This window comes from Pseudomonas sp. LBUM1653, from assembly GCF_059716115.1.
In genome coordinates this window covers 2,710,410-2,732,580 of sequence record NZ_CP166803.1, presented here as the reverse complement: position 1 = coordinate 2,732,580, position 22,171 = coordinate 2,710,410, and the positions used below count along the sequence as shown (strand labels likewise).

At 61.8% G+C, this 22,171-nt stretch carries 23 protein-coding genes; 11 read left to right on the top strand and 12 right to left on the bottom strand.

Annotation, left to right across the window (positions count from 1 at the left end):
• Positions 1–6: 6 nt before the first annotated feature.
• Complete coding sequence (locus ACA054_RS12480) at positions 7–639, top strand: response regulator (RefSeq protein ID WP_497689647.1); 633 nt, start codon at positions 7–9, stop codon at positions 637–639.
• A gap of 220 nt (positions 640–859) precedes the next feature.
• Positions 860–1,261 (top strand): hypothetical protein, encoded by a 402-nt coding sequence (locus ACA054_RS12475; protein ID WP_497689646.1) that lies wholly within the window; start codon positions 860–862, stop codon positions 1,259–1,261.
• A gap of 71 nt (positions 1,262–1,332) precedes the next feature.
• On the opposite strand, the gene ACA054_RS12470 is transcribed toward ACA054_RS12475, so the two are convergent.
• From ACA054_RS12470 to ACA054_RS12450, 5 genes are all read right to left on the bottom strand, one after another.
• Entirely contained in the window at positions 1,333–1,548 is a 216-nt protein-coding gene (locus ACA054_RS12470) for a TOBE domain-containing protein (RefSeq protein WP_007904463.1), read from the bottom strand.
• Positions 1,549–1,900: 352 nt separating this feature from the next.
• On the bottom strand, positions 1,901–3,247 hold the full coding sequence (locus tag ACA054_RS12465) for a glutamine synthetase family protein (protein WP_497689645.1): 1,347 nt from the start codon (positions 3,245–3,247) through the stop codon (positions 1,901–1,903).
• Positions 3,248–3,270: 23 nt separating this feature from the next.
• Positions 3,271–3,825, bottom strand: coding sequence for a helix-turn-helix domain-containing protein (locus ACA054_RS12460; protein WP_497689644.1), 555 nt, complete (start codon positions 3,823–3,825; stop codon positions 3,271–3,273).
• Between the two features lie 25 nt (positions 3,826–3,850).
• Positions 3,851–5,140, bottom strand: a complete 1,290-nt coding sequence (locus ACA054_RS12455) for an NAD(P)/FAD-dependent oxidoreductase (RefSeq protein WP_497689643.1) — start codon at positions 5,138–5,140, stop codon at positions 3,851–3,853.
• A gap of 369 nt (positions 5,141–5,509) precedes the next feature.
• Positions 5,510–5,662: a hypothetical protein gene (locus ACA054_RS12450; protein WP_497690411.1), complete on the bottom strand. Its 153-nt coding sequence runs from the start codon at positions 5,660–5,662 to the stop codon at positions 5,510–5,512.
• Between the two features lie 788 nt (positions 5,663–6,450).
• On the opposite strand from ACA054_RS12450, the gene purU reads away from it, so the two are divergent.
• Genes purU through ACA054_RS12420 form a run of 6 tightly spaced genes read left to right on the top strand, consistent with a single transcriptional unit; the run spans position 6,451 to position 13,201 of the window.
• Positions 6,451–7,317 carry a formyltetrahydrofolate deformylase gene (gene purU, locus ACA054_RS12445; RefSeq protein ID WP_497689642.1) on the top strand — a complete coding sequence of 289 codons (867 nt, stop codon included), beginning with the start codon at positions 6,451–6,453 and terminating at the stop codon, positions 7,315–7,317.
• Complete coding sequence (folD, locus tag ACA054_RS12440) at positions 7,314–8,210, top strand: bifunctional methylenetetrahydrofolate dehydrogenase/methenyltetrahydrofolate cyclohydrolase FolD (protein ID WP_497689641.1); 897 nt, start codon at positions 7,314–7,316, stop codon at positions 8,208–8,210. Before purU ends, folD begins: the two co-directional genes overlap by 4 nt.
• Positions 8,192–9,433 carry an FAD-dependent oxidoreductase gene (locus ACA054_RS12435; protein ID WP_497689640.1) on the top strand — a complete coding sequence of 414 codons (1,242 nt, stop codon included), beginning with the start codon at positions 8,192–8,194 and terminating at the stop codon, positions 9,431–9,433. Before folD ends, ACA054_RS12435 begins: the two co-directional genes overlap by 19 nt.
• Positions 9,434–9,446: 13 nt before the next feature.
• Positions 9,447–9,746, top strand: a complete 300-nt coding sequence (locus ACA054_RS12430; protein WP_497689639.1) for a sarcosine oxidase subunit delta — start codon at positions 9,447–9,449, stop codon at positions 9,744–9,746.
• Positions 9,743–12,640, top strand: a complete 2,898-nt coding sequence (locus ACA054_RS12425) for a 2Fe-2S iron-sulfur cluster-binding protein (protein ID WP_497689638.1) — start codon at positions 9,743–9,745, stop codon at positions 12,638–12,640. The genes ACA054_RS12430 and ACA054_RS12425 overlap by 4 nt, the downstream gene beginning before the upstream one ends.
• A gap of 3 nt (positions 12,641–12,643) precedes the next feature.
• A complete protein-coding gene (locus tag ACA054_RS12420) occupies positions 12,644–13,201 on the top strand; it encodes a sarcosine oxidase subunit gamma (protein WP_497689637.1) in 558 nt (185 codons plus the stop codon).
• Positions 13,202–13,553: 352 nt separating this feature from the next.
• Here ACA054_RS12420 and ACA054_RS12415 read toward each other — a convergent pair whose 3' ends face one another.
• On the bottom strand, positions 13,554–14,375 hold the full coding sequence (locus tag ACA054_RS12415; protein ID WP_497689636.1) for an AraC family transcriptional regulator: 822 nt from the start codon (positions 14,373–14,375) through the stop codon (positions 13,554–13,556).
• A gap of 99 nt (positions 14,376–14,474) precedes the next feature.
• Here ACA054_RS12415 and ACA054_RS12410 point away from each other — a divergent pair, with 99 nt between their 5' ends.
• A complete protein-coding gene (locus ACA054_RS12410) occupies positions 14,475–15,704 on the top strand; it encodes an MFS transporter (protein ID WP_497689635.1) in 1,230 nt (409 codons plus the stop codon).
• Here the strand turns inward: ACA054_RS12410 and ACA054_RS12405 are convergent.
• From ACA054_RS12405 to ACA054_RS12390, 4 genes are read right to left on the bottom strand one after another with little or no spacing between them, the layout of a single operon-like run.
• Complete coding sequence (locus ACA054_RS12405) at positions 15,701–16,432, bottom strand: DUF72 domain-containing protein (protein ID WP_497689634.1); 732 nt, start codon at positions 16,430–16,432, stop codon at positions 15,701–15,703. The genes ACA054_RS12410 and ACA054_RS12405 overlap by 4 nt on opposite strands.
• The gene (locus tag ACA054_RS12400; protein WP_497689633.1) at positions 16,429–17,028 is read right to left on the bottom strand and encodes a class I SAM-dependent methyltransferase; all 600 of its coding nucleotides are present in this window, start codon (positions 17,026–17,028) and stop codon (positions 16,429–16,431) included. Before ACA054_RS12400 ends, ACA054_RS12405 begins: the two co-directional genes overlap by 4 nt.
• Positions 17,025–17,798, bottom strand: coding sequence for a PIG-L deacetylase family protein (locus tag ACA054_RS12395; RefSeq protein WP_497689632.1), 774 nt, complete (start codon positions 17,796–17,798; stop codon positions 17,025–17,027). The genes ACA054_RS12400 and ACA054_RS12395 overlap by 4 nt, the downstream gene beginning before the upstream one ends.
• A complete protein-coding gene (locus tag ACA054_RS12390) occupies positions 17,795–18,823 on the bottom strand; it encodes an acyl-CoA dehydrogenase family protein (protein WP_497689631.1) in 1,029 nt (342 codons plus the stop codon). Before ACA054_RS12390 ends, ACA054_RS12395 begins: the two co-directional genes overlap by 4 nt.
• 193 nt (positions 18,824–19,016) lie before the next feature.
• Between ACA054_RS12390 and ACA054_RS12385 the strand changes: the two genes are divergently transcribed.
• Positions 19,017–19,556 (top strand): cupin, encoded by a 540-nt coding sequence (locus ACA054_RS12385; protein WP_497689630.1) that lies wholly within the window; start codon positions 19,017–19,019, stop codon positions 19,554–19,556.
• Between the two features lie 69 nt (positions 19,557–19,625).
• Positions 19,626–19,775, top strand: coding sequence for a hypothetical protein (locus ACA054_RS12380; protein WP_497689629.1), 150 nt, complete (start codon positions 19,626–19,628; stop codon positions 19,773–19,775).
• 12 nt (positions 19,776–19,787) lie between these two features.
• Here the strand turns inward: ACA054_RS12380 and ACA054_RS12375 are convergent, their stop codons facing one another.
• Both ACA054_RS12375 and ACA054_RS12370 read right to left on the bottom strand, forming a co-directional pair.
• Positions 19,788–20,732, bottom strand: coding sequence for a methyltransferase (locus ACA054_RS12375; RefSeq protein ID WP_497689628.1), 945 nt, complete (start codon positions 20,730–20,732; stop codon positions 19,788–19,790).
• Between the two features lie 17 nt (positions 20,733–20,749).
• Positions 20,750–22,132 (bottom strand): iron-containing redox enzyme family protein, encoded by a 1,383-nt coding sequence (locus tag ACA054_RS12370; protein WP_497689627.1) that lies wholly within the window; start codon positions 22,130–22,132, stop codon positions 20,750–20,752.
• Positions 22,133–22,171: the final 39 nt, after the last annotated feature.

Sequence of the window (22,171 nt, the reverse complement as noted above, 5' to 3'; positions counted from 1 at the left end):
ACTTGAATGAACCTGCCCTCCCCAATCCGTGTCGCCCTGGTCGACGATCACTCCCTGGTCCGCGACGGAATAAAGGCGCTGCTGTCCGTCATGGCGCCCCTGGAAGTGGTGGGCGAAGCCGAAAGTGGCGCCGAGGCGATCGAGATGGTCGGGCGCTGCCAGCCGGACCTGCTGCTGGTCGACATCAGCCTGCGGGACATGAACGGCCTGGAACTGACCCGCGTGTTGCGCAGCCAGTACCCGTCGCTCAAGGTGTTGGTGTTGAGCATGTACGATAACTATGAGTACGTGAGTGAATCGCTGCGCTCGGGCGCCAGCGGTTATGTGCTGAAGAATGCCCCGTCACGGGAAATTATCGCCGCGATCGAAGCCATCTCTAGCGGCGGAACTTTCTACAGCGCCGAAATCGCCCAGCGGCTGATCGCCGACAAAAACACTGACAACGAGCTGACCCCCCGGGAAAGCCAGGTGCTGTCGAAGATGGCGCAAGGGTTAAACAACAAGGAAATGGCGCGGGAACTGGATATCAGCGTGCGTACGGTGGAGACACACCGCTTGAGCATTCGGCGCAAGCTCAACATCGACAAGCCGGCGGCGCTGGTCAAATACGCGATCGATCATGGGCTCATTTCCCGCTAACGCCTCGAAACCTGTGGGAGCGAGCTTGCTCGCGATGGCGTCGTATCAGCTGACATGAATTTCGAATGTGCCGACCTCATCGCGAGCAAGCTCGCTCCCACAGGAATTTCCAACCATTGACTACGTCAATAGTCACCATTAACTCAATGAAGTTCTCTTAAAAACTCCACGGCGTAACATTGGCTCCATACCAACCAACAACACCCCGGAGCACACGATCATGAAACGCCAAACCCTCCTCAGCATCGCTTTCTCGGTTTTTGCAGCTAACGCTTTTGCCGCTACCTCCGTTCAGCCTGTGGTGGCTGAAGGTGGCTCGGATCGTCTGATTGAAAGCCGGGTGGCTGAAGGTGGTTCGGATCGTTTGATCGAGAATCGTGTGGCTGAAGGCGGTTCGGATCGCCTGATCGAAAATCGCGTTGCTGCTGATGGTTCGGATCGTTTGCAAGGCAACACCGTTGCTGCCGATGGTTCTGACCGCCTGCAAGGCAACACTGTCGCGGCTGATGGCTCCGACCGCCTGCAAGGCAACACCGTCGCCGCCGATGGCTCCGACCGCCTGCATGGCAACACCGTTGCCGCCGATGGCTCCGACCGCCTACAAGGCAACACCGTCGCCTGACCCCATCGCTTCACCGCACCATAAAAAAGCCCGGCCTGATCAGCCGGGCTTTTTTATGCCTGCGCCTGGACTCATAGCTTGGCAATCGAGACTTCGGTGGATTTCACGAAGGCGATCACTTCGCTCCCGACCTTCAATTCAAGATCACGCACCGAACGGGTGGTAATCACCGAGGTGACGATGCCCGATGCCGTTTGCACGTCGATTTCGGAGACCACTTCGCCTTCCAGTATTTCCTTAATGACGCCCTTGAACTGGTTGCGGACGTTGATCGCTTTGATGGTCATGATGAGGCTTCCTGTCTGATGTCGAGCCCTTGCGAATGAAGGGCAGGCCTTCAAAGTGCACTGCCTTCATAGATATTAAAAGGAATATATAATTATCTATTTATATCTTTTAGGCATATTAAGCTCGTCAGCCGGGACAATCATGCTTCTGAATTTCAGGCAAAAAAAATCCCGGGCAGCTGATGGACGCCCGGGACTTAAAAATGCATAAACCGTGGTGGTGAACGCGGGGCGAATATTACGCAATGTTTCGCCCTGTAACAAGATATTTTAATTAACTGTTCAGTTACTAAAAACGCTAACCTGCTAAATATCCAGATGTTTTTTACGGTTAACCTCGAAACCACCTTAACTACAGGAACCAGCGATATTCCCGCGCACTGATGTCATGCAGGAACGCCAAGTGGTCCTGGCGCTTGTTCTCGCAGTACACATCGACGAATTCCGCGCCCAAACCTTCACGGAGTTTTTGATTGCCTTGCATGGCACGCACGGCCTCGAGCATTTCCAGCGGAAAGTCGATGCCGCTGTTGCGGTCTTCGTTGAGCGGTGCGATCGGTTCGTGACCTTGTTCAAGGCCTTGCTCCAGCCCCACCAGGATCGCGGCGAGCACCAGATACGGGTTGGCATCGGCGCCAGCGAGGCGATGTTCGACCCGCAGGTTTCTGGCGTCCGACTCCGGCACCCGCAGGCAGGCATCTCGATCCTCAAAGCCCCAACTGGCGCGCGAGGCGACGTTGACCGTGGCGCTCAAACGACGCATCGCGTTGTGGTTCGGCGCGAAGATCGGCATGCAGTGCGGCAACACATCCAGGCAACCGGCCACCGCATGGCGCAACGCTCGTTGCCCGTTCGCCGCCAGCAGGTTATTGCCCGCCTCGTCGTAAAGGCTCACATGCACATGCATGCCGCTGCCGGGGTGCTGCAAGTAAGGCTTGGCCATGAAACTGGCGCGGTAGTCGTGCTTGAGTGCCACGCCTCGCGTGCTGCGGCAGAACAAGGCGGCCCAGTCGGCGGCGCGCAGGCCATCGTCCAGATGACCGAAATTGATCTCGAACTGACCGGGGCCCAATTCGGCGGTGATCACCGTGGCATCGATGCCTTGCGCACGCGCGGTCTCGACCATTTCGTCGAGTACCGGGGCAAATCGCGAGAGTCGTTCGATGTGCATGTTCGGCTGATCGTCCGCATCGCCGGTCAGCGGGTCGCGGGCAAACTGCGGTAATCCATCGCGCAACTGGCTATCGAACAGATAGAACTCCAGCTCGAACGCCACCACGGGAAAAATATCTTTGCGAGCGAGCCGCTGTAGTACCTGCGCCAACACTTCACGCGGTTCGAAGACGATCGGTTTTTCCGTGCCATCGGAGGTAATCAGCATCTGCCCCAGCGGTTGCTTCTCCCAACTCACCAACTTGAGCGTGCCCGGCACCAGGCGCCGCAGCGCATCCGGATCGCCATCGTTGAAGCAGTAGTCGCCGATCTTGAACAGCCCGCCCTGGGTGCCGAGCAACACGCAGTTTTGCGGCAGCTTGAGGGCGCTGCCAGCGGCGACTTTTTCGAGCATTTCGATCGGGTAGCGCTTGCCGTAGAAATGCCCCGGAATGTCCAGGGAAATCAGGTCGACGTAGCGCACATCGGGGTAGCGCTGACGAAACCCACGCACTTCGGCCAACAAATCAGAGCACACAGCATCCATCGTTTTGTTCCTTGGTGTTTTTATCAGGTGTAGACCCAGAGCACGCGGGTCAGTTGGTCCGAACGGTTGCCGTAGCGGCAGTGGGCATGGCTGGCCAGTTGAAAGCTGTCGCCGGCGCGCAGGGTCACCGGTTCGTCTTGATCCAGCCACAGGGTCAGCTCCCCTTCCAGGACATAGCCGCCCTGCTCCGAGCTGTCCTTCATGTGCCGGTCGCCGCTGCTGGCACCGGGCTCCAGCTGGCTTTCGAGCATGGAAAAGGACGCGCGCATTTTTGGCGAGACCATGATGTCGGTGATGCCATCGGCGTAATACAACGTGCGGCGCTCATCTGGCCGGGTCACCCAGGGCAAAGCCATGGGTTTGGGCAGGCTGTAGAAATAGGTAGTCGGCACGCCGAGGGTCTCGCTGATGGCGGTCAAGTCCGCCACCGTGGGGCGGGACAAGCCGCGCTCGACCTGGGAAAGAAAACCCACGGAACGGCCGATCTTATCGGCCAGATCCTTCAAGGTGTACTTCTTGTGCTTGCGCAGGTCCTGGATTAGGATCGCCAGCGCCGAAATCTCTTCTTGCATGTCCATCTAAAGGCTTCCAGAAAGTGCCGATTCAAATGCTGTCGCGCAGCCGGTACCAGGCTTTGCCGATGGCTTCCAGCGGCGCTGCCATGTATTTGCCGCCGGGAAAGCTGGCGTTGGTCAAACCCTGATACAACGCCAGCTCATCCGGCAGGCCGAGAATGGCGTCGGACACCGCCCGCGCCCCGGCCAGGGTCGGCAGCACGCCGTGCCCGGAATAGCCTTGTAACCAGTACAGGTCGCCGCGTCGACCGATGTCGGGCGTGCGTTTGAGCGTCAGGTCGATGTGACCGCCCCAGGCGAACTCCAATTCAATGCCCTTCAATTGGGGAAACACCCTTTCCAGGCACGGCCGGGTGGCGCCGGCGATGTCTTTGGGCATGCCACCCAGATAGGTGCAGCCGCCGCCGAACAGCAGCCGGTTGTCCGGCGTGCGGCGGAAATAATCGAGCACGAACTGGTTGTCGGTGACGCAGGCATTGCTGGGTAGCAGCGCGCTTGCCTGTGCCTCGGACATCGGCGCCGTGGCCACCTGATACGTGCCAACGGGCAATACGCAACTCGATAGCTGCGGGTCGAGCCGGTCAAGATAGGCATTGCAGGCCAATACCAGGACATCGGCGCGGATGCGACCGCGTTCAGTCGTCACCACGTAGCCGTTTGCGTCCTCGCGATAATTCAACGCTTTGCTTTGTTCATGAATCACGCCACCGGCCTGCTCAATCGCGGCGGCCAGTCCCAGCGCCAGTTTCAGCGGGTTCAAATGCCCGCCTTCGGGGTCGAACAAGCCGGCCTGATAACGCTCGCTGGCCACCCACTCGGGCAACTGGGCGCGCTCGATGAAGCGCAAACCGTCATGCCCCCATTTGTGGCTGGCCTCGTGCTGCCATTGGGTCAACAGGCTGACCCGCCGTGGCATCACCGAAGTCCAGAGATGGCCGGGCCGGTAGTCGCAATCGAAACCATGGCGTATGGGCAATTCGCGCAACTCTTGTGCTGCCCAGCGCATGCCGTCCCACAACCGGCGCGCGCGCTCATGACCCAGCGCGGCTTCCAGCGGCGGCATGTCACAGGACCAACCGAGAATGGCCTGGCCGCCATTACGTCCCGACGCGGCCCAGGCAACCCGGCTGGCCTCCAGCAAGGTCACTCGCTTGCCGGCCAGCGCCAGGCGCAGCGCCGTGTGTAATCCGCTGAAGCCGGCACCGATGATCAGCACCTCGGTGTCCTGCTCGCCTTCCAATACCGCTCGATTGACCAGGCGACCGGCGCACGTTTGGGCGTAATAGCTGGAGACATGCTGGGTGGATTGCTGAAACATACCGGCTCCATGAAATTTTATAGTTTTAATTTCATGAAAAAATACATGTTTAATTTCATGAGTGCAAGGTTGTCGGCCTTGTTGCGATGGCGGGCTATTATTTTTTGTCGGAGTACATATCCATTCCTGCGGTAACGGCCACTTAGGGTTTCGCCCTTACGGCGAGTCACTTGGAAAAGCCCCAAGTAACCAAGGGCTCTTGCCCCTGGCGTTCGGTGCCTCGCTGGGGCTCGGCATGCCCTCGCTCCGGTCCTGCTCCGTGGGCCCGCCGCGATGGGCCATCCTTGGCCCAGCGCGGCTAAACCGGCATCCATGCCGGTTTGCCCACTGCGCAGAACCTCCACTCGGCCTCTCGATGGGGCAAGAAAATCAAAAGCCAAAGCAGAGCGAGGCGGCCTTAAAGCCGACCTGATTGCAGGTCTGTCCGCATTCCCCTGTGGGAGCGAGCTTGCTCGCGATGAACGTCCAGACAACGCGTTCATCCAGACAGGGCGCGTTATCGTTGATGTCCATCGCGAGCAAGCATCGCTCCTACAGGAGGGCGTGCTCACTTGAATCAGGTCGGCTGTCAGGCCGCCTCGCTTTGGCTTTAGATCTGGGCGCCCCGTTAAACCACGATGGCCGAACGCAGGCATTGCGCAGTGGGGAAACCGGCAGGACGCCGGTTTAGCCGCGCTGGGCCAGGGATGGCCCATCGCGGCGACCCACGGAGCAATGCCTTCGTTACGGCATGCCGAGCCTAAGCGAGGCACCGAGTGGTGGGGCAAGAGCCTTTTGCTTACTTTTGGGCTCTTTCAAAAGTGAGTCGCCGTAAGGGCGAAACCCTAAGTGGTCGTTACCGCAGCAATGGATATGTATTCAGACAACAATCTCCCACAGGCGTTGACGTTGACGGACAGGCTCAGGGCGTGAGGGGGCAAGAAAATCAAAAGCCAAAGCCAAAGCCAAAGCCAGAGCAAAAGCCAAAGCGAGGCGGCCTACCGGCCGGCCTGATCGGAAGCCGTATGCATTTCCCCTGTAGGAGCCGACTTGCTGCGGGCGGCGACGATGGGCCGTTGGATGTTGCGTCAGGCTATCGGGCGCCTTCGCCGGCAAGCCTGGCTCCTACAGGACGTGAACGCCCAATAAAATTCCCACCAGTTAAAAAAATTTCACAAAACCTCTGGACGCGCTGCACCATTCCCCATATAAAACCACCAACAGGAATATTTTATTCCTAACAAGAAAACGCGCTCAAGGAATGAGCCTCGCTGTCCGCTGACATTTTTTCGCTATGCGATGAGCTGCCGCCATCATCCCGAGGACGTGTCATGCAACACCAAAAGAACCATTTCATCATCAAGATCACCTGTCCCGCGGTGTCCGGCATTGTCGCTGCCGTCACCACCTATCTGGCGGAAAACGGTTGCTACATCGGGGAGATGGCGCAGTTCGACGACGACTTCAGCGGGCGCTTTTTCATGCGCGCGGTGTTCCGTTTCAACGATGGCCACGCGGGGGATATCCAGCAAATCAAGGACGGTTTCAGCGACGTCGCCCAGGCTTTCGACATGCACTGGGAACTGCATGACACCCGTGAGCCCATGCGCGTGCTGCTGATGGTGAGCAAGTTCGACCACTGCCTGACCGACCTGCTCTACCGCTACCACAAAGGCGAGATGGACATGACCATCACCGCCATTGTCTCCAACCACCTCGACCTGCGGCCCATGGCCGAGCGCGAGGGTATTCGCTTCATCTACTTGCCGGTCACCAAGGACACCAAGGCCCGCCAGGAAGCCGAGCTGATGAAGGTGGTCGACGACACCGGCACCGAACTGGTGGTGCTGGCGCGCTACATGCAAATCCTCTCCGACGACCTGTGCCGACAACTCGCCGGTCGGGCGATCAACATCCACCATTCGTTCCTGCCCGGTTTCAAGGGCGCCAAGCCGTATCACCAGGCCTACCAGCGCGGCGTGAAGTTGATCGGCGCCACCGCCCACTACGTCACCAGCGATCTCGATGAGGGTCCGATCATCGAGCAGGAGGTGCAGCGGGTCGATCACGTCTATATGCCGGACGACCTCGTGGCCACCGGCCGTGACACCGAGACCGTGGCCCTGTCCAAGGCGGTCAAGTACCACCTGGAACACCGGGTTTTCCTCAACCAGGACAGAACGGTGATCTTCCGGTGAACACACCCCGACTGATTGACGGCAAAGCCGCCGCCGCCCGGGTGTTGATCGAGGTCCGCAAGGACGTCGACAGCCTGCGCGCGCGTGACATCCAGCCGGCCCTGGCGGTGATCCTGGTCGGCAGCGACCCGGCCAGCCAGGTTTATGTGCACAACAAGATTCTGCGCGCAGAAGAGGTCGGCATCCGCTCCCTGGAACATCGGCTGAGCACGGACACCAGCACCGAACAGCTGCTCGATCTGATCGCCTGCCTGAATGCAGATCACTCGATCCACGGCATTCTCTTGCAGTTGCCGCTACCCGCTCACGTCGATGAACTGCGGGCGCTGCAAGCCATCGATCCAGGCAAGGACGTCGACGGTTTCCACAGTGAAAACGTCGGTGGCCTCAGTCAGGGCCGCACTGTACTCGCGCCCTGCACGCCCAGCGGTTGCCTGTACTTGCTGGAACAAACCTGCGGCGATCTGCGCGGCAAGCACGCGGTGGTGATCGGCCGCTCGAACATCGTCGGCAAGCCCATGGCGGCGCTGCTGCTCAAGGCCGACTGCTCGGTGACGGTGTTGCATTCGCGCAGCCCGAATCCACAGGCTCTGTGCCGTCAGGCAGACATCGTGATCGCCGCCGTCGGCCGTCCCCGCTTGATCGACGCCAGTTGGCTCAAGGCCGGCGCGGTGGTGATCGACGTCGGCATCAATCGCATCGACGACGCCGGTCGCAGCCGCCTGGTCGGCGATGTCGACTTCGACAGTGCCCTGCCCCAGGTCGCGGCGATCACCCCGGTACCCGGTGGTGTCGGGCCGATGACCATAGCCTTCCTGATGAAAAACACCGTGACCGCGGCCCTTATGCAACACCACAGCCAATCGGAGGCCGTATGCCGTTCAATCTCTTGAAGTACGGGCTGAGTTCCGAGTACCCGGTCGAAGTGGATCTGCCGCCACCGTGCGATTTGAAATCAAGCTATGACGTGGTGATCATAGGTGCCGGTGGTCATGGCCTGGCCACCGCTTACTACCTCGCCAAGTATCACGGCATTACCAACATCGCCGTGCTGGAAAAGTCCTATCTGGGCGGTGGCAATACCGCGCGCAACACCGCGGTGATCCGCTCCAACTACCTCACCAGCGAAGGCGTACGTTTCTATGCCGAATCGGTGCGGATGTTCCAGGGCCTGTCCAATGAATTCGATTTCAACATCATGTACTCCGAGCGCGGCCAACTGACCCTGGCCCACACCGATGCCACCGTGCGCTCGTTCCGCCAGCGGGCCGAGGTCAACAAGCACTTCGGCGGTCGCACCGAAATGATCGACCGCCAGCAGATCCGCGAACTGGTGCCCAGCCTCAACCTCGACCCCGGCCACCTGCCGGTGATCGCCGGCCTCTGGCACATCGACGGCGCCACCGCGCGCCACGACGCGGTGGCCTGGGGCTACGCCAAGCAGGCGGCCAAGCGTGGCGTGGAAATTCATCAGCTCACCGAAGTGCAGGACCTGATCATCGAGAACGGCGCAATCACCGCCGTGAAGACCAATCGCGGCACCATCAAGTGCGGCTGCGCGGTGCAGGCGATTGCCGGGCACAGTTCGCTGCTGATGGCCAAGGCCGGGATTCGTTCGCCGATCCAGACCTTCCCGCTGCAAGCCATGGTCACCCAGCCATTCAAGCCCTTTCTCGATCCGCTGGTGAGCTCCTCGGCGCTGCATTGCTATGTGCAACAGACCAGCCGCGGCGAAGTGGTGTTCGGCGGCGGCTCCGATCCGTACCCGCTGTTCAACACCCGCTCCACCCTCGATCTGAAGGAAAGCCTGTTGGCCCACGCCATCGAGATGTTCCCGTTCCTGGCCAACGCCAAGCTGATGCGTCAGTGGGCCGGGATCACCGACATGACCCCGGACTACAGCCCGATCATGGGCCTGTCGCCGGTAAAGAATTACTACCTGGACGCCGGTTGGGGCACCTGGGGCTTCAAGGCCACGCCTATCTGCGGCAAGACCATGGCCGAACTGGTGGCCAGCGGCGGCAAGGTGCCGGAGCTGATCAAGCCCTTCGGGCTGGAGCGTTTCTCGACCTTCCGGCAAGTCAACGAAATGGGCGCTACGGCGGCCAGTCACTGAGGGAGAGCGGACCATGAAAATCATCAATTGCCCGCTCAACGGGCCACGCAATATCAGCGAGTTCACCTACGGCGGTGAATTCAAACCCATGCCCGATCCGGTGACGTGTACCGATGCCGAGTGGGCCGACTACGTGTTCAACACCGACAACCTCGCCGGTGTGGTCCGCGAATGGTGGATGCACACGCCCTCGAGCTACTGGTTTCTCGCGGAACGGCACACCGTGACCGACGAAATCCTGCGCACCTTCGACCCCAAAGAACTTTTCACCGCCCGCGTCGACTTCAACGCCGCCAAGGAGATCGCCGGATGAACCGCCTACCCGCCCCGATGGGCCTGTTGATCGACCGTGACCAGCCGCTCGATTTCAGTTTCGATGGCCGACCCTACCAGGGCTTGCAAGGTGACAGCATCGCCAGCGCCCTGCTCGCCAACGGACGTTTCCTGATTTCCCGTTCGTTCAAATACCATCGCCCGCGTGGTCCGTTGACCATGGCCGGGCAGGACGCCAACAGCCTGGTGCAATTGCCCCAGGAGCCCAACGTTCTGGCCGATGCGCACGCGCTGGCGGCCGGTTTGCAGGTGACGGCGCAGAACGTCAGCGGCTCGCTGGACAACGACCGCGACGCTTATCTGGGCAAGTTCTCCAGGTTCATGCCGGTGGGCTTCTACTACCGCTCATTCTACAAGCCCAAGGGCATGTGGAAAGTCTGGGAACCGATCATTCGCAAGAAGGCCGGCCTGGGTGTACTGGACCTGACGTTTAAGCCCGAATACTACGACAAGGCCTACCTGTTCACCGACCTGGCCGTGATCGGCGCCGGTCCCGCCGGGCTGCACGCGGCCCTGACCGCGGCCAATGCCGGGGCCAAGGTGTTGCTCATCGAGCAACAGCCGGTCCTCGGCGGTTCGCTGACCTATGCCCGCTTCGATATCGCAGGCATTCGCGCCGACGCCTTGCGCCGCGAACTGCTCGCGGCGGTGCAGCAGCACGCCAATATTCGCATCCTCACCGAGGCGACCTGCAACGCCTGGTTCACCGACAATTACCTGCCAGTGATCCAGGGTAAACGGATGTATAAGGTGCGCGCCCGACAGTGCCTGGTGTGCAGCGGTGCGTTCGACCAGCCGGTGGTGTTTCGCAACAACGACTTGCCCGGCGTGATGTTGACCAGCGCCGCGCAGCGCCTGATGAAGCTGTACGCGGTCAAGCCGGGCAAGCGCGCGGTGGTGCTGACGGGCAACGATGACGGTTACCTCGCCGCCCTGGACTTGTTTGATCAGGGCGTGGAAGTCGCCGCGGTGGTGGACCTGCGCCATGGTCCGGGTGATGAGGCCCTGCTGGGAGCGCTGGCGCAACGCAAGATCCCCTGCCAGCGCAATAGCACCGTGTATGAAGCCCTGCACGAAAAAGGCCTGCGCCATGTCAACGGCGTCGACGTGCGCAAGATCACCGCCCAGGGCCAGGTCGCCGAGAGCGGGCAGCGCCTGGACTGCGACTTGTTGTGCATGTCCGCCGGTTACATGCCGGTCTATCAACTGCTCTGTCAGGCAGGCGGCAAGCTGTCCTACGACGATCAGCGCGCCGAATTCACCCTCAGCGGACTGCCTCAAAACCTCGCGGTCGCAGGCGACGTCAATGGCCGTCACCGCCTCGACAATGTGATCGCCGACGGCGTCAATGCCGGTGCCGACGCCGCGTCTGCGCTGGGGCTGGCGGTCGGTGTGCACCGGGCGCCCCTGGACAGCGAGCTGCGTGTCAACTTCAACTGGCCGATCTTCCCTCACCCCAAGGGCAAGGACTTCGTCGATTTCGACGAGGACCTGCAAGTGGCGGACATCGTCAATGCCACGCGCATCGGCTATCGCGACGTGCAACTGGTCAAGCGCTATTCCACAGTGGGCATGGGGCCCTCGCAAGGGCGTCACTCGGCACTGCCGACCGCGCGCCTGGTCGCCTGGGCCACCCAGCGCAACATCAGCGAAACCGGCGTGACCACCGCGCGCCCGCCCTTTGTCGCGGAGAAACTGGCCCACGTCGCAGGTAGAGCGTTCGATCCGTATCGACAAACACCCATGCATGCCCGGCACCTGCAAGCCGGCGCGAAGATGATGCCGGCGGGCATCTGGCAGCGTCCGGCCTACTACGGCGATGCCAGCAACCGTGAGGCGTGCATGCAAGCCGAAGCCCTGCATGTGCGCAACAAGGTCGGGATCATCGACGTCTCGACGTTGGGCGGCCTGGATGTGCGCGGCCCGGACGCCGCCGAACTGCTCAACCGGATGTACACCTTTGCCTTCCTCAAGCAGCCGATCGGTCGCTCCCGGTATGCGCTGATGACCAATGAACACGGAGTGGTGATCGACGACGGCGTCTGCGCACGTTTCGCCGACAATCATTTCTACGTCACCGCCACCACCAGCGGCGTGGATCGCATCTACCAGCAGATGCTCAAGTGGAACGCGCAATGGCGCCTGGACGTGGACGTCGCCAACGTCACGGCGGCGATCTGCGCGGTCAATGTCGCCGGTCCCGACTCGCGCAAAGTGCTGGAAAAGGTCTGCACCGACCTCAACCTCAGCGCTGAAGCGTTCCCCTACCTGGGCGTGCGTCAAGGCACCGTGGCCGGGATCAAGGCCCGGCTGTTGCGAGTCGGTTTTGTCGGCGAGCTGGGTTATGAAATCCACGTACCGGCGCGCCATGGTCTCAAGCTGTGGGACGCGCTGATGGAGGCCGGCAAGGCCCATGACATCCGCCCTTTCGGCGTGGAAACCCAGCGTTTGCTGCGCCTGGAAAAAGGCCATGTGATCATCAGCCAGGACACCGATGGCATGACCCATCCTTCGGAAATCGACATGGGCTGGGCGGTCAGTCGCAACAAGCCGTTCTTCGTCGGGCGGCGCTCGGTGGACATCCTCGAAGCCCAGCCGCAAACACGCAAACTGGTGGGTTTCACCTTGCCCAAGGCCAGCCCGCAACCGCTGGAAGGTCATCTGGTGCTCAACGGCCCGGACATCAGCGGCAACGTCACGTCCTGTGAGTACTCGGCGAGCCTGGGCAAGATCATCGGCCTGGCGTACGCCGGCATCGACCAGAGCACACCCGGGCAACGGATTGCGATCCGCGTCGAAGGTGGCCGCGTGGTTCACGCCGATGTGGTGCCGTTACCCTTTTTCGACCCCACCAACCTGCGCCAGGAGCTTTGAGCCATGACCAGCCTGAGACAACAACACAGCGCCGGGCAGCCGGCCTTTGCCCTCCTGCCCACCTGTGCGCTGACCGACTTGACCGATCTGCCCCGGGTCGGGTTTCGCGGTGCCGACAGCGCGCAATACTTGCAGAGTCGGCACTTTGTGCTGCCGGACGCGCCCAATCGCGCCGTTACCCAGATTGACGGCAGCTGCGCAGTGCGTCTGTCCCAGACCGAATACCTGCTGCTGGGCAGTGGGCAGGATCAAGGCGAACGCATTGCCGAGGAAGAAGCCCGCTGGGCGTTGGACCATCAGGCCAATTACCTGCTGCCGCGCCAGGACAGCCATGCCTGGTTCCAGCTCAGTGGTCAGCACCTGCCCGAGGTCATGGCCAAACTCTGCGGCGTCGACATGAGCACCCAGGCGTTCGGCCCCGGTGCCGTGGCACAAACCTCGGCGGCGCGCATCAACGTGATCGTGATCAACGCCACGTCCGAGCAGCAGCCGAGGTTGTTCATCCTCTGCGACCGGGCATCGAAGGCTTACTTTCACGAGGCGTTGCTGGATGCCCTGTAGGAGCGAGCATGCTCGCGAAAAATCTGAGAGCGCCACGGGGTGTCAGGTAGCCCGCGTTATCGTTGGCCTCCATCGCGAGCATGCTCGCTCCTACAACTGCGCGGGGTATCAGGAAGCCCGCGTCATCGTTGGCCTCCATCGCGAGCATGCTCGCTCCTACAACTGCGCGGGTATCAGGAAGCCCGCGTCATCGTTGGCCTCCATCGCGAGCATGCTCGCTCCTACAACTGCGCGGGGTATCAGGAAGCCCGCGTCATCGTTGGCCTCCATCGCGAGCATGCTCGCTCCTACAACTGCGCGGGTATCAGGTAGCCCGCGTTATCGTTGGCCTCCATCGCGAGCATGCTCGCTCCTACCTGAAGAAATGACTGGGCGTCTTGCCGAACTGTTTCTTGAACATGCTGGTGAACGCACTGGGGCTGTCGTAGCCCAGCTCCCCGGCAATGTCGATGATCTTCTCACCGACGGCGATGCGCTCCAGGGCCAGTAGCAAACGCGCCTGCTGGCGCCATTGGCCGAAGGTCATCCCGGTTTCCTTGCGGAACAGGCGCTGGATGGTTTTCTCGTCGAGGTCCAGGCGAGCGCTCCAGTGCGCCAGGGTCGAGCCATCGCCGGGATCGCGTTGCAGCGCTGAACACACCACCTTGATCCGTGGATCCGAGGGCTGAGGCAGGTGCAGCGGCAGGGTGGGCAAGATCCTCAGTTCATCGAGGATCAGGCGCATGACCCGGCCTTCACGCGAGTCCGCGTCGTAGGGTGCGCTGATATCCACCGCGACCTTGATCAACTCACTGAGCAATGCCGAAATACTGACCGCCCTGGGTTCGCGCGGCATATCCGGAAAGGGGTCAGGACGCACGAACAGGCTGCGCATTTTCAACGGACCGACGCAGCGAATCGAGTGAATGTGCCTGCTCGGCATCCATATCCCGCGGCTGGGCGGTACCGTCCACTGGCTCAATCCCGAGTGCACCACCATCACGCCTTCGATGGCGTAGATCAGTTGGTGGGCTTCATGGGAATGCGCTTCGATCACCCAGTTTTCCGGGTAGTCGGTGGCGCTGCTGCTCACGTCGCAGGCACGCTCGTCGATCTCTCTGAGGAATTCATCCAGCGACTTGATCATGATGCCCTTTTTGCGATAGTCGATTCCCGAATTGCGCGAGACAGGCAATCGGACGGCATTTAGGATACCGCTGAACCCTGAAATGGCTAGCGCTTTCGAGCCTGGCAGCCAGCGCCCGCTGTGCGTTTTTTTCTCTGGAAGGATCCCATGTCCATCAGTACCGCCGCCTCCCCCAATACCACCACCCAGGCCACCGCCTCGGTGGCCAGCCAAGCCAGCCCGTTGGTGATGCGCGTCATCGGTGCCTGTGCCCTGGCGCACCTGATCAACGACCTGATCCAGGCCGTGCTGCCGTCGATCTACCCGATGCTCAAGGCCACGTATGGCCTGACGTTCACCCAGGTCGGCCTGATCACCCTGACCTTCCAGCTGACCGCATCGCTGCTGCAACCCTGGGTCGGTTACTACACCGACCGCCACCCCAAGCCGTGGCTGTTGCCGGCCGGTATGGTCTGCACCCTGATCGGCATCCTGATGTTGGCAATGGTCGGCAGTTTCGGGGCGATTCTCGTGGCCTCGGCATTGGTGGGCATTGGCTCGTCGACCTTCCACCCGGAGACTTCCCGCGTCGCGCGCCTGGCCTCGGGCGGGCGTTACGGCCTGGCCCAGTCGACCTTTCAGGTCGGGGGTAATGCTGGCAGCGCCTTCGGTCCACTGCTGGCAGCGGCCATCGTCATCCCCTACGGCCAGGGTAACGTCGCCTGGTTCGGCCTGTTCGCGGTATTCGCCATCCTCGTGCAATACGGCCTGAGCCGCTGGTACCGCAACCATCTGAACCTGTTCAAACTCAAGCAAGGCACCAAGGCCACCCATGGGCTGTCGAGGAGGCGGGTGAGTTTCGCCCTGGTGGTCCTCGCATTGCTGGTGTTCTCCAAGTACTTCTACATGGCCAGCTTCACCAGCTACTTCACCTTCTACCTGATCGAGAAGTTCGACCTGTCGGTGGCCAGCTCGCAGCTGTACCTGTTCCTGTTTCTCGGCGCCGTGGCCGCCGGCACCTTCTTCGGCGGGCCGATCGGTGACCGGATCGGGCGCAAGCAGGTGATCTGGTTCTCGATCCTCGGTGCCGCGCCCTTCACCCTCGCCCTGCCCTATGTCGACCTGTTCTGGACGGGCGTGTTGAGCATGATCATCGGCTTCATCCTTGCCTCGGCCTTCTCTGCCATCGTGGTCTTCGCCCAGGAACTGGTGCCCGGCAACGTCGGCATGATCGCCGGGGTGTTCTTCGGCCTAATGTTCGGCTTCGGCGGCATCGGCGCCGCGCTGCTCGGGCACTTGGCGGATATCCACGGCATCGAATACGTGTACACGCTGTGCTCGTTCCTGCCGTTGCTGGGCATCCTGACGATCCTGTTGCCGTCTACCAAAGGGGTTTAGTGCTGGGCCAGGCAATGCGCCAGCGTCAAGGCATTACCCAGTGCCGCGCCGCCGGCGGTGTTGTCGAAAATGCACCAGGCTGCGAGCCCGTCGGCCTTGGCTGCCTGCAGCTCGACCGCCAGCCGCTCCAGGCGAAGCAGGTCATAGGGGCTGTAGTAAATGCGTGGCGACCCATGCAGCCGCCAGTATTTGAGCCCCGGCCAGCCCCGTGGCGTTGAGTCGGTGCTGATACGCGAAGGATCCACCGCGGCCTGAGCGATGTGATGGTGCACCAGCATTGCCTCGGCACCTGTCCAGGACTCGTGCCGGGGCTCGAGCACCACATGCCCGGGGAAACGCCGCCTGAGGCTGATGAAAAACGCCTCGGCCACCGGCTCGACAAACGCCAGCGACGGCGGCAGCTGCACCAGCAGGCAGCCCAGGCGCTCGTCCAACCCGGAACATTGCTGCACAAACTCATCGAGCGCCTGGTCACAGCCTTGCAGGCGCTGCTCGTGCGTGATCAGCTTGGGCACCTTGACGCTGAAACGAAAGCCGGCCGGCACGCAGGCGGCCCATCGCTGGTAGGTTTGCTGACGATGCGGGCGATGAAACGAGCTGTTGATCTCAACGCAGTTCAGTCGCGCCGCATAGCGCTGCAAGTGGGTCCCCTCAGACGTAAAGGCGGCCGAATATTCCCTGCCCAGGCTCCATCCGGCACACCCTGTGAAAATCGCCTGAGTGTTCACCGGCAGGTCTCGGCAAGATCGATCGAGGTCGCTGTACGGCTCCAGTATTCAAGCAGGAAATCCGCTTCTTCATGGCGCACCAGACGATGCAGGTGCAGGCGCTCGGCAAGCGCCGCGTGGACGTCGCGACCGTCCTGCGAACAGCCTTCGATCGGATGCAACCAGTGACAGGCCAGTACGCCGCCCGCCGGGCCCAGGCTGCGCAAGGTCTGCTCGATGACCTGGTGCCATTCGCCTGCATCGAGGAAGTAGCCCACTTCGCTGAGCACGATGAGGTCAAAGTCACCGTCCGGCCAGTCTTGCGGAATACGGGCCTGCTCGACGCGGACATGGTGCAGGGCACTCAAGCGCTGGCGCGCGAGCCCCACCGCCTTCGCGTTCATGTCCTGGCACAGCAACGCGTCGCTGCGCTCGGCCAACCGCGCACTGAGTTCGCCGTTGGCGCAGGCTGGCTCGAAAACACGTTGGTAACGCTGGCACGGCAGGCTTGCCAGCGTCAGCTCGCGCTTGCGCTTTTCATACCAACGGGTACGAAAGGACCAAGGGTCATCGCTGGCCTCGAACATTTGCTCGAAGTAGTCGGGGGACAGGCTCATAAAAACACCAGTTCAAAAGGCTGCAGTAGTCGTTCGAGGGTTTCTCGGCTCAACACCGCGGGGGTCTGGCCCTCAGGGCTGATCTGCGAGGCATGGGCGGCGATGGCCTGGCGCTTGCGCGCCAACACCTGCGGGTCCAGCAGGTATTTGTGCGCCCGTGCCCAGGGGACTCGGGCATCGTGCGGTCGCGCCCAATGCCAAGCCCAGACCGGCACTTCCATCAGGCAGGCCTGCTGCTGCGCAACCGCGCAGGCGGTCGCCCGGCCAGTCGCCTCGTGATCGCAGTGTCCGTCCAGGCGCCAGGTGGTGATCACGCGATCTCCCGGGCGAATCAATGCCACCAGCCGCTCGATCAACATCGCCTCCTGCTCCGCTACAGCGCTGTCGGGCAAACCCAGGCGTTGCCAGTCCAGTGCATCGACATCGAGCCCCATCCGGGCGAGCGCGCGCGTGCTTTCCACCGGGCGCTGCCGTCGCAGGCGTGTCGGTGTCCAGTGCTGCGACCGCGGATGGCTGGCTTCGCCATCGGTGACCGCAATCATCATGACGTTGGCCTCGTTGCCCTTCATCCCTGCGAGGATGCCGGCGCAACCGAGGACTTCATCGTCGGGATGCGGGGCGACCACCACCAGGCGCTGTCCCGCAGGGACCAGGTGGTGGTGGGTGATGGCTGGCACGTGCGCCAGCCAGTCACTGGCCTGCCATTCGGCCAGCGTTGTCCCCGGGCTCTGGATGAGATTTTGCCCTTGGGAAACCGGCTCGGCGATCACAGCCGCCACCCCTCGAGCGGCTGCGCGGCAATCTGCTGCCCAAGCTGCGCCAAGTCCTTTTCAGCATGGCTCTGGCGCACGAATACCGGCAGGTCGGCGGCGAGCCTGGCGAAGTGACTGTCACGACAGAACGGTGTGGCACCCAACCCGCGTCCGACATGTGCAAGCACGCTGTCGACCGCGACTTCGACCTGGGCACGCAAGCGCCGGCCCGGAAGTTGCGCTGAGCGTCGGGGGTTGTCATCGATCCACATGGCCGTTTCCCGAAGCGCAGCCCGGGCTGTGCACAGCGACGCATCGACGGCCCCCAGATGCGCCTCGGCATGGACGTCGCGGTACGGCTGCGTACAGTGTTGGCGAAGGTAACCGGCGAGCGCGCAAGCGGCGCCGTACCAGCACGCGGCAATCCCCGCGCCACCGTGCCAGAAGCCGGGTCTGTCGACATACTGCCCCGGGGTCCCGACACAACGGCCAAGCGTACCTTCGAACAGCACATCGACGCTGGCCGTACTGCCCATGCCAACCGCCTCCCAGCCCTCGTCGAGTATCCTGATCGTGGGTTGCTGCAACGTGACCGCCACCAACTGCGGTCGCCGCTGTTCATCCCATGCCGTCACGAGTGCGCGATCAAGCACGGCTGCGCCGGAACACCAGGCCTTGCGACCCTGCAAGTAAACGTTTCCTGCCTGGCGATCGACAATGTCGAGCCGGGCAAAGGCCGGCTCGGCCGCCCAGGTTCCCCAGCTGCCCGCGGCCGGTGGCTCGTCTGGCTCGAGCTCGGCCATGATTGCCAGCGCATCGGTATGACCTTCGAACAGCTTGGCCAGCGCCAGATCGCTGGCGGAGACGGCGGCCAGGGTGCGCCAGCGATCCAGGGTTCGGCCTTGCCCGGGCATTGGCAGGTCGGCAAATCCAGCCCTGATGAGTTGCTGCATCAACGGTTGCAGCGCAGCGTCCGCGGTGCCTATCGCGGGGCGGCAGGCAAACGGCTGCAGCAGACTTTCGAGGGTTGCCGCGTTGCTCATGGCCCATTCTCCCTTGTCGCGAACGAGTGCTCTTGATGTACAGCGCTTGAAGTTGAGAGGCAGGCGGCCTGCAGGAGTTCATTGCACCTGCAGATGCGAGTTTTTAGAACCACCCCTACCCCGGCAATGTCTCTCATCAATAGTCCCTGCAAAAGCTTGCCTTGACAGCGATGGGCAAAGGCGGAGAGCTCAGATGACCAGGTCGCAAGCGGGTGCTCCCGCGCAAAAATTGATGTTTGAACGCAATGGCTGGGTGCCGAACAATCCTCGCCTGCCGGTGCTTGTTTATCCCAAGGCCATCGCTGTCCAGGGCGACGATCCCGCGGCCCTGTTCGAGCAAACCTTCAGTGCCAACGGCTGGCCGCCGCAGTGGCGCTATGGCGTTTACGACTTTCACCACTACCACACCGAAGGCCATGAAGTGCTTGGGGTGGCCAGCGGGCAGGCACGCCTGATGCTCGGCGGCCCCGATGGCCTGGTGCTGGAAGTCAGTGCCGGGGATGTGCTGTTGTTGCCGGCCGGCACCGGTCACTGCAACCTGGATTCCAGCGACGATTTTCTGGTGGTCGGCGCCTATCCGCCGGGCCAGCATGCCGACATTTGCCGTGAAGCGCCGAGCGCCGCGCAACTGCAGGACATCGATACGCTGCCGTTCCCCGAGCAGGACCCGGTGCAAGGTGCCCACGGCGCGGTGAGCGAGTATTGGTCGAAAAGCCAGGCCTGCACTGGGTAGTTGCCGATAAAAATCTCGAACTCGAAGCCCAGGCCTCGATCCAATGTGTACACACCGGAGGCAAGCGCCATGAACAACGATGACCGCATCACCCCTGCCGACACCCCACCCACTGAGGATGATGAGACGACTTCTCCCCCCGAAACCACTGAGGAGGAAGCCGAGGATCTCAGACGGAAAGTTGCCGAGATAGAACGCAAAGTGGCGGACGGCAATTGAACCGGCGTCGCATCAATGCCGCCGCGTCACCGTCAACGCCACGACGGCGATACGCTCTACCCGTTCATACCCGGGCTTGAGCAGCTCCTCGCCGAACACGTCAGGGTCCAGTTCTCGATAGGTCCAGCTGAACCTGTCGTCCCCAAGCAGTGGCTGGATGGATTCGAGAAAAGGGTCAGCCCCGGCCACCATTGCCACCCCGGTGTACAGCAGCAGGCTGCCGTCCTTTTGCAGGCGCGGCAGCGATTCGCGGACGATGCGCTGTGACAAGCCTTCCCCCAGAGCGCCACCGCCATGACGATAGGCGCGTTGCTGGCTGTCGTTCATATAAGGCGGGTTGGCGATGATCAGGTCGAACAGCCCTTCGACACTGCCCAGTACATCGCTGTGGTAAGCGCTGACATTGCTGGCCTCAGCCAACTCGGCATTCACCGCCGACAACCTTAGCGCCCGCGGGTTGATATCCACTGCCAGCACGTCGGCGTTCGGCCGGGCACGGGCGACGACCAATGCGCCGATGCCCGCCCCACAACCAATGTCCACCACTCGCCGCATAGGCTGTGAGCACTGCTGCAGATAAGCTTCGATCAATTGCGCAAAGCGGTAGCTGTCGGGGCCGAAAAACACCGCGTCGGTCTGCGAGGTCGGGTACGCCGAATGTGCAATCAGCAAGTGCCCAAGGCTTGACCAGCGCACCGTGCTACGCCACAGCGCGCCCTCTTTTTCGACGATGGCCGCCTGTTCCAGGTCAGCCAGTTCTTCCTGTGAAAACAGCGTGTGTTCGAACGGCATCGACCAACCGAACACATCACGCAGGTCCTTCGCCAAGGGCGGCGCAAAGCGCTGGCACACCCGTTCATGGGTCAAGGGCGTCGGGGTGATGAAACGGTAGCCCTCGGCAGCCAGGCGCCTGCCCAGTTCCAGCAAAGTCCGATCAGCGATCTCTTGTACTGACATGCATGACACTCCTGATATCAGCGCAAACGGGCCACGCATTCGATAAAGCGCCGGGTGGCGTAGAGTCCGGCGGGGCGACAATGGCGCTGTGCCGAGAGCCACGGGATCAGCAATTGCAGCTGTTGTCGCGGTGACTGGTTGTGCAGGGAGTCTTGCAACGCCTTGAGCTCGGTGTCATTCGCGCCGATTTCATCGGCGCAGGCATCGTCGGCTGGCGCCCGGCGTATCGCTGCCCGACGTTGCGGTTCTTGCCAGTCACCGGCGATCCAGTCGTGCAGCAGTTGTTTTTCGTAGCCACTGAACACACCGAACATGGCCGCGCTATTGCCCTCGATCAATTGCCAGAAACGGCTTTCCCGGGGCGGGCCATGCCGTTTGATCCAGCCCTTGCGTTGCAGCGCGCCGAGAAACTCTTCGATCTGGCCAGGCGTCGCCAGCCACTGATTGACGGTCTGGCCTTCGACCTGGCAGTAATCGGAATGCATGTGCTGGCCAAAGCAGCGTTTGCGCTCGAGCATGGCGACCACTTCCTGCTGCAGATCGAAGCCTGCGATCACCGCCGTCGAGCCCGGCCCCAGATCATTGAGTCGATAGCCGACGGCGACACGCCGATAGAACTCGTCCCGCCCCTGCTCCATGGGCATCAGTTCGAGCAATGATTCAATCGCCTTGCGCCCGTGACCGCTGCTGACGTTGTCGATGGTCACGTGCAGGGTGAAATAGTACGGATCGATCCCCAGCTCACGCAGTTCATAGGCGCTGATCAGCAGGTGCAGCGGCAGTTGCTCGTAGCCGAGGTTGTAGCCAATCACCTCTGGCATGAACATCGCGCTGCACTGCCCCAATGCCAGTTGAATCGCGCCTTGGCGAAAATGTTCGTCGAGCAGTCCCTGTCTATCGCCACAATCGTGAGCGGCCAGCAGCTTGCGGTAGATCACCACGTGATTCTGCCGGGGATCGCCGCTGCCCAACTCTTCCAGATAGGTGCTCAGCAACCCGTCATAACGTAAGTCCTGCCAGTGCTCGAGCACCCCGGCCAGCCATGCGCCGTCGACCTCCTTGGTCGGCGCCACCCGTTGCAGGAAATACAGCGCATGGGCCTTGTTCGAAAAATATCGACGTGCCCCGCCCTGCTTGCGCGCCTCGAGGTAGAGGGCATAGTCGCGCGCCACGTCGGCGCAATGTTTCTCCGTCCATGCCGACAACTGGCCGGGTGCTTCAGGCAGATCACAGGGGAGTTCGGCGGCAAGGGCCTGTTGTTCGCGCAGGAACTTTTCGCCCCGAGCGCCTGCTTGCGGGCCGTTGCTGTACAGCAAACCGTAAAGTTCGCGGTACTGGCCATCCGCGTCAGCGACCGAAAGCGTCGAAGGCGAACCCGACAAGGGCGTGAAGAGTGTCATTGGCTGTTCTCCTGGGCAGTGTATCGGGCTATCAGCGGG

Excerpts from the sequence above, each read along its gene's own strand:
- ACA054_RS12455 (WP_497689643.1), bottom strand. The coding sequence starts at position 5,140 with ATGTTTCAGCAATCCACCCAGCATGTCTCCAGCTATTACGCCCAAACG.
- ACA054_RS12435 (WP_497689640.1), top strand. The coding sequence starts at position 8,192 with ATGCCGTTCAATCTCTTGAAGTACGGGCTGAGTTCCGAGTACCCGGTC.
- ACA054_RS12400 (WP_497689633.1), bottom strand. The coding sequence starts at position 17,028 with ATGAGCCTGTCCCCCGACTACTTCGAGCAAATGTTCGAGGCCAGCGAT.
- ACA054_RS12470 (WP_007904463.1), bottom strand. The coding sequence starts at position 1,548 with ATGACCATCAAAGCGATCAACGTCCGCAACCAGTTCAAGGGCGTCATT.
- ACA054_RS12390 (WP_497689631.1), bottom strand. The coding sequence starts at position 18,823 with ATGAGCAACGCGGCAACCCTCGAAAGTCTGCTGCAGCCGTTTGCCTGC.
- ACA054_RS12410 (WP_497689635.1), top strand. The coding sequence starts at position 14,475 with ATGTCCATCAGTACCGCCGCCTCCCCCAATACCACCACCCAGGCCACC.
- ACA054_RS12475 (WP_497689646.1), top strand. The coding sequence starts at position 860 with ATGAAACGCCAAACCCTCCTCAGCATCGCTTTCTCGGTTTTTGCAGCT.
- ACA054_RS12380 (WP_497689629.1), top strand. The coding sequence starts at position 19,626 with ATGAACAACGATGACCGCATCACCCCTGCCGACACCCCACCCACTGAG.
- ACA054_RS12430 (WP_497689639.1), top strand. The coding sequence starts at position 9,447 with ATGAAAATCATCAATTGCCCGCTCAACGGGCCACGCAATATCAGCGAG.
- ACA054_RS12375 (WP_497689628.1), bottom strand. The coding sequence starts at position 20,732 with ATGTCAGTACAAGAGATCGCTGATCGGACTTTGCTGGAACTGGGCAGG.
- ACA054_RS12425 (WP_497689638.1), top strand. The coding sequence starts at position 9,743 with ATGAACCGCCTACCCGCCCCGATGGGCCTGTTGATCGACCGTGACCAG.
- ACA054_RS12420 (WP_497689637.1), top strand. The coding sequence starts at position 12,644 with ATGACCAGCCTGAGACAACAACACAGCGCCGGGCAGCCGGCCTTTGCC.
- ACA054_RS12480 (WP_497689647.1), top strand. The coding sequence starts at position 7 with ATGAACCTGCCCTCCCCAATCCGTGTCGCCCTGGTCGACGATCACTCC.
- purU (WP_497689642.1), top strand. The coding sequence starts at position 6,451 with ATGCAACACCAAAAGAACCATTTCATCATCAAGATCACCTGTCCCGCG.
- ACA054_RS12370 (WP_497689627.1), bottom strand. The coding sequence starts at position 22,132 with ATGACACTCTTCACGCCCTTGTCGGGTTCGCCTTCGACGCTTTCGGTC.
- ACA054_RS12465 (WP_497689645.1), bottom strand. The coding sequence starts at position 3,247 with ATGGATGCTGTGTGCTCTGATTTGTTGGCCGAAGTGCGTGGGTTTCGT.
- ACA054_RS12460 (WP_497689644.1), bottom strand. The coding sequence starts at position 3,825 with ATGGACATGCAAGAAGAGATTTCGGCGCTGGCGATCCTAATCCAGGAC.
- ACA054_RS12385 (WP_497689630.1), top strand. The coding sequence starts at position 19,017 with ATGACCAGGTCGCAAGCGGGTGCTCCCGCGCAAAAATTGATGTTTGAA.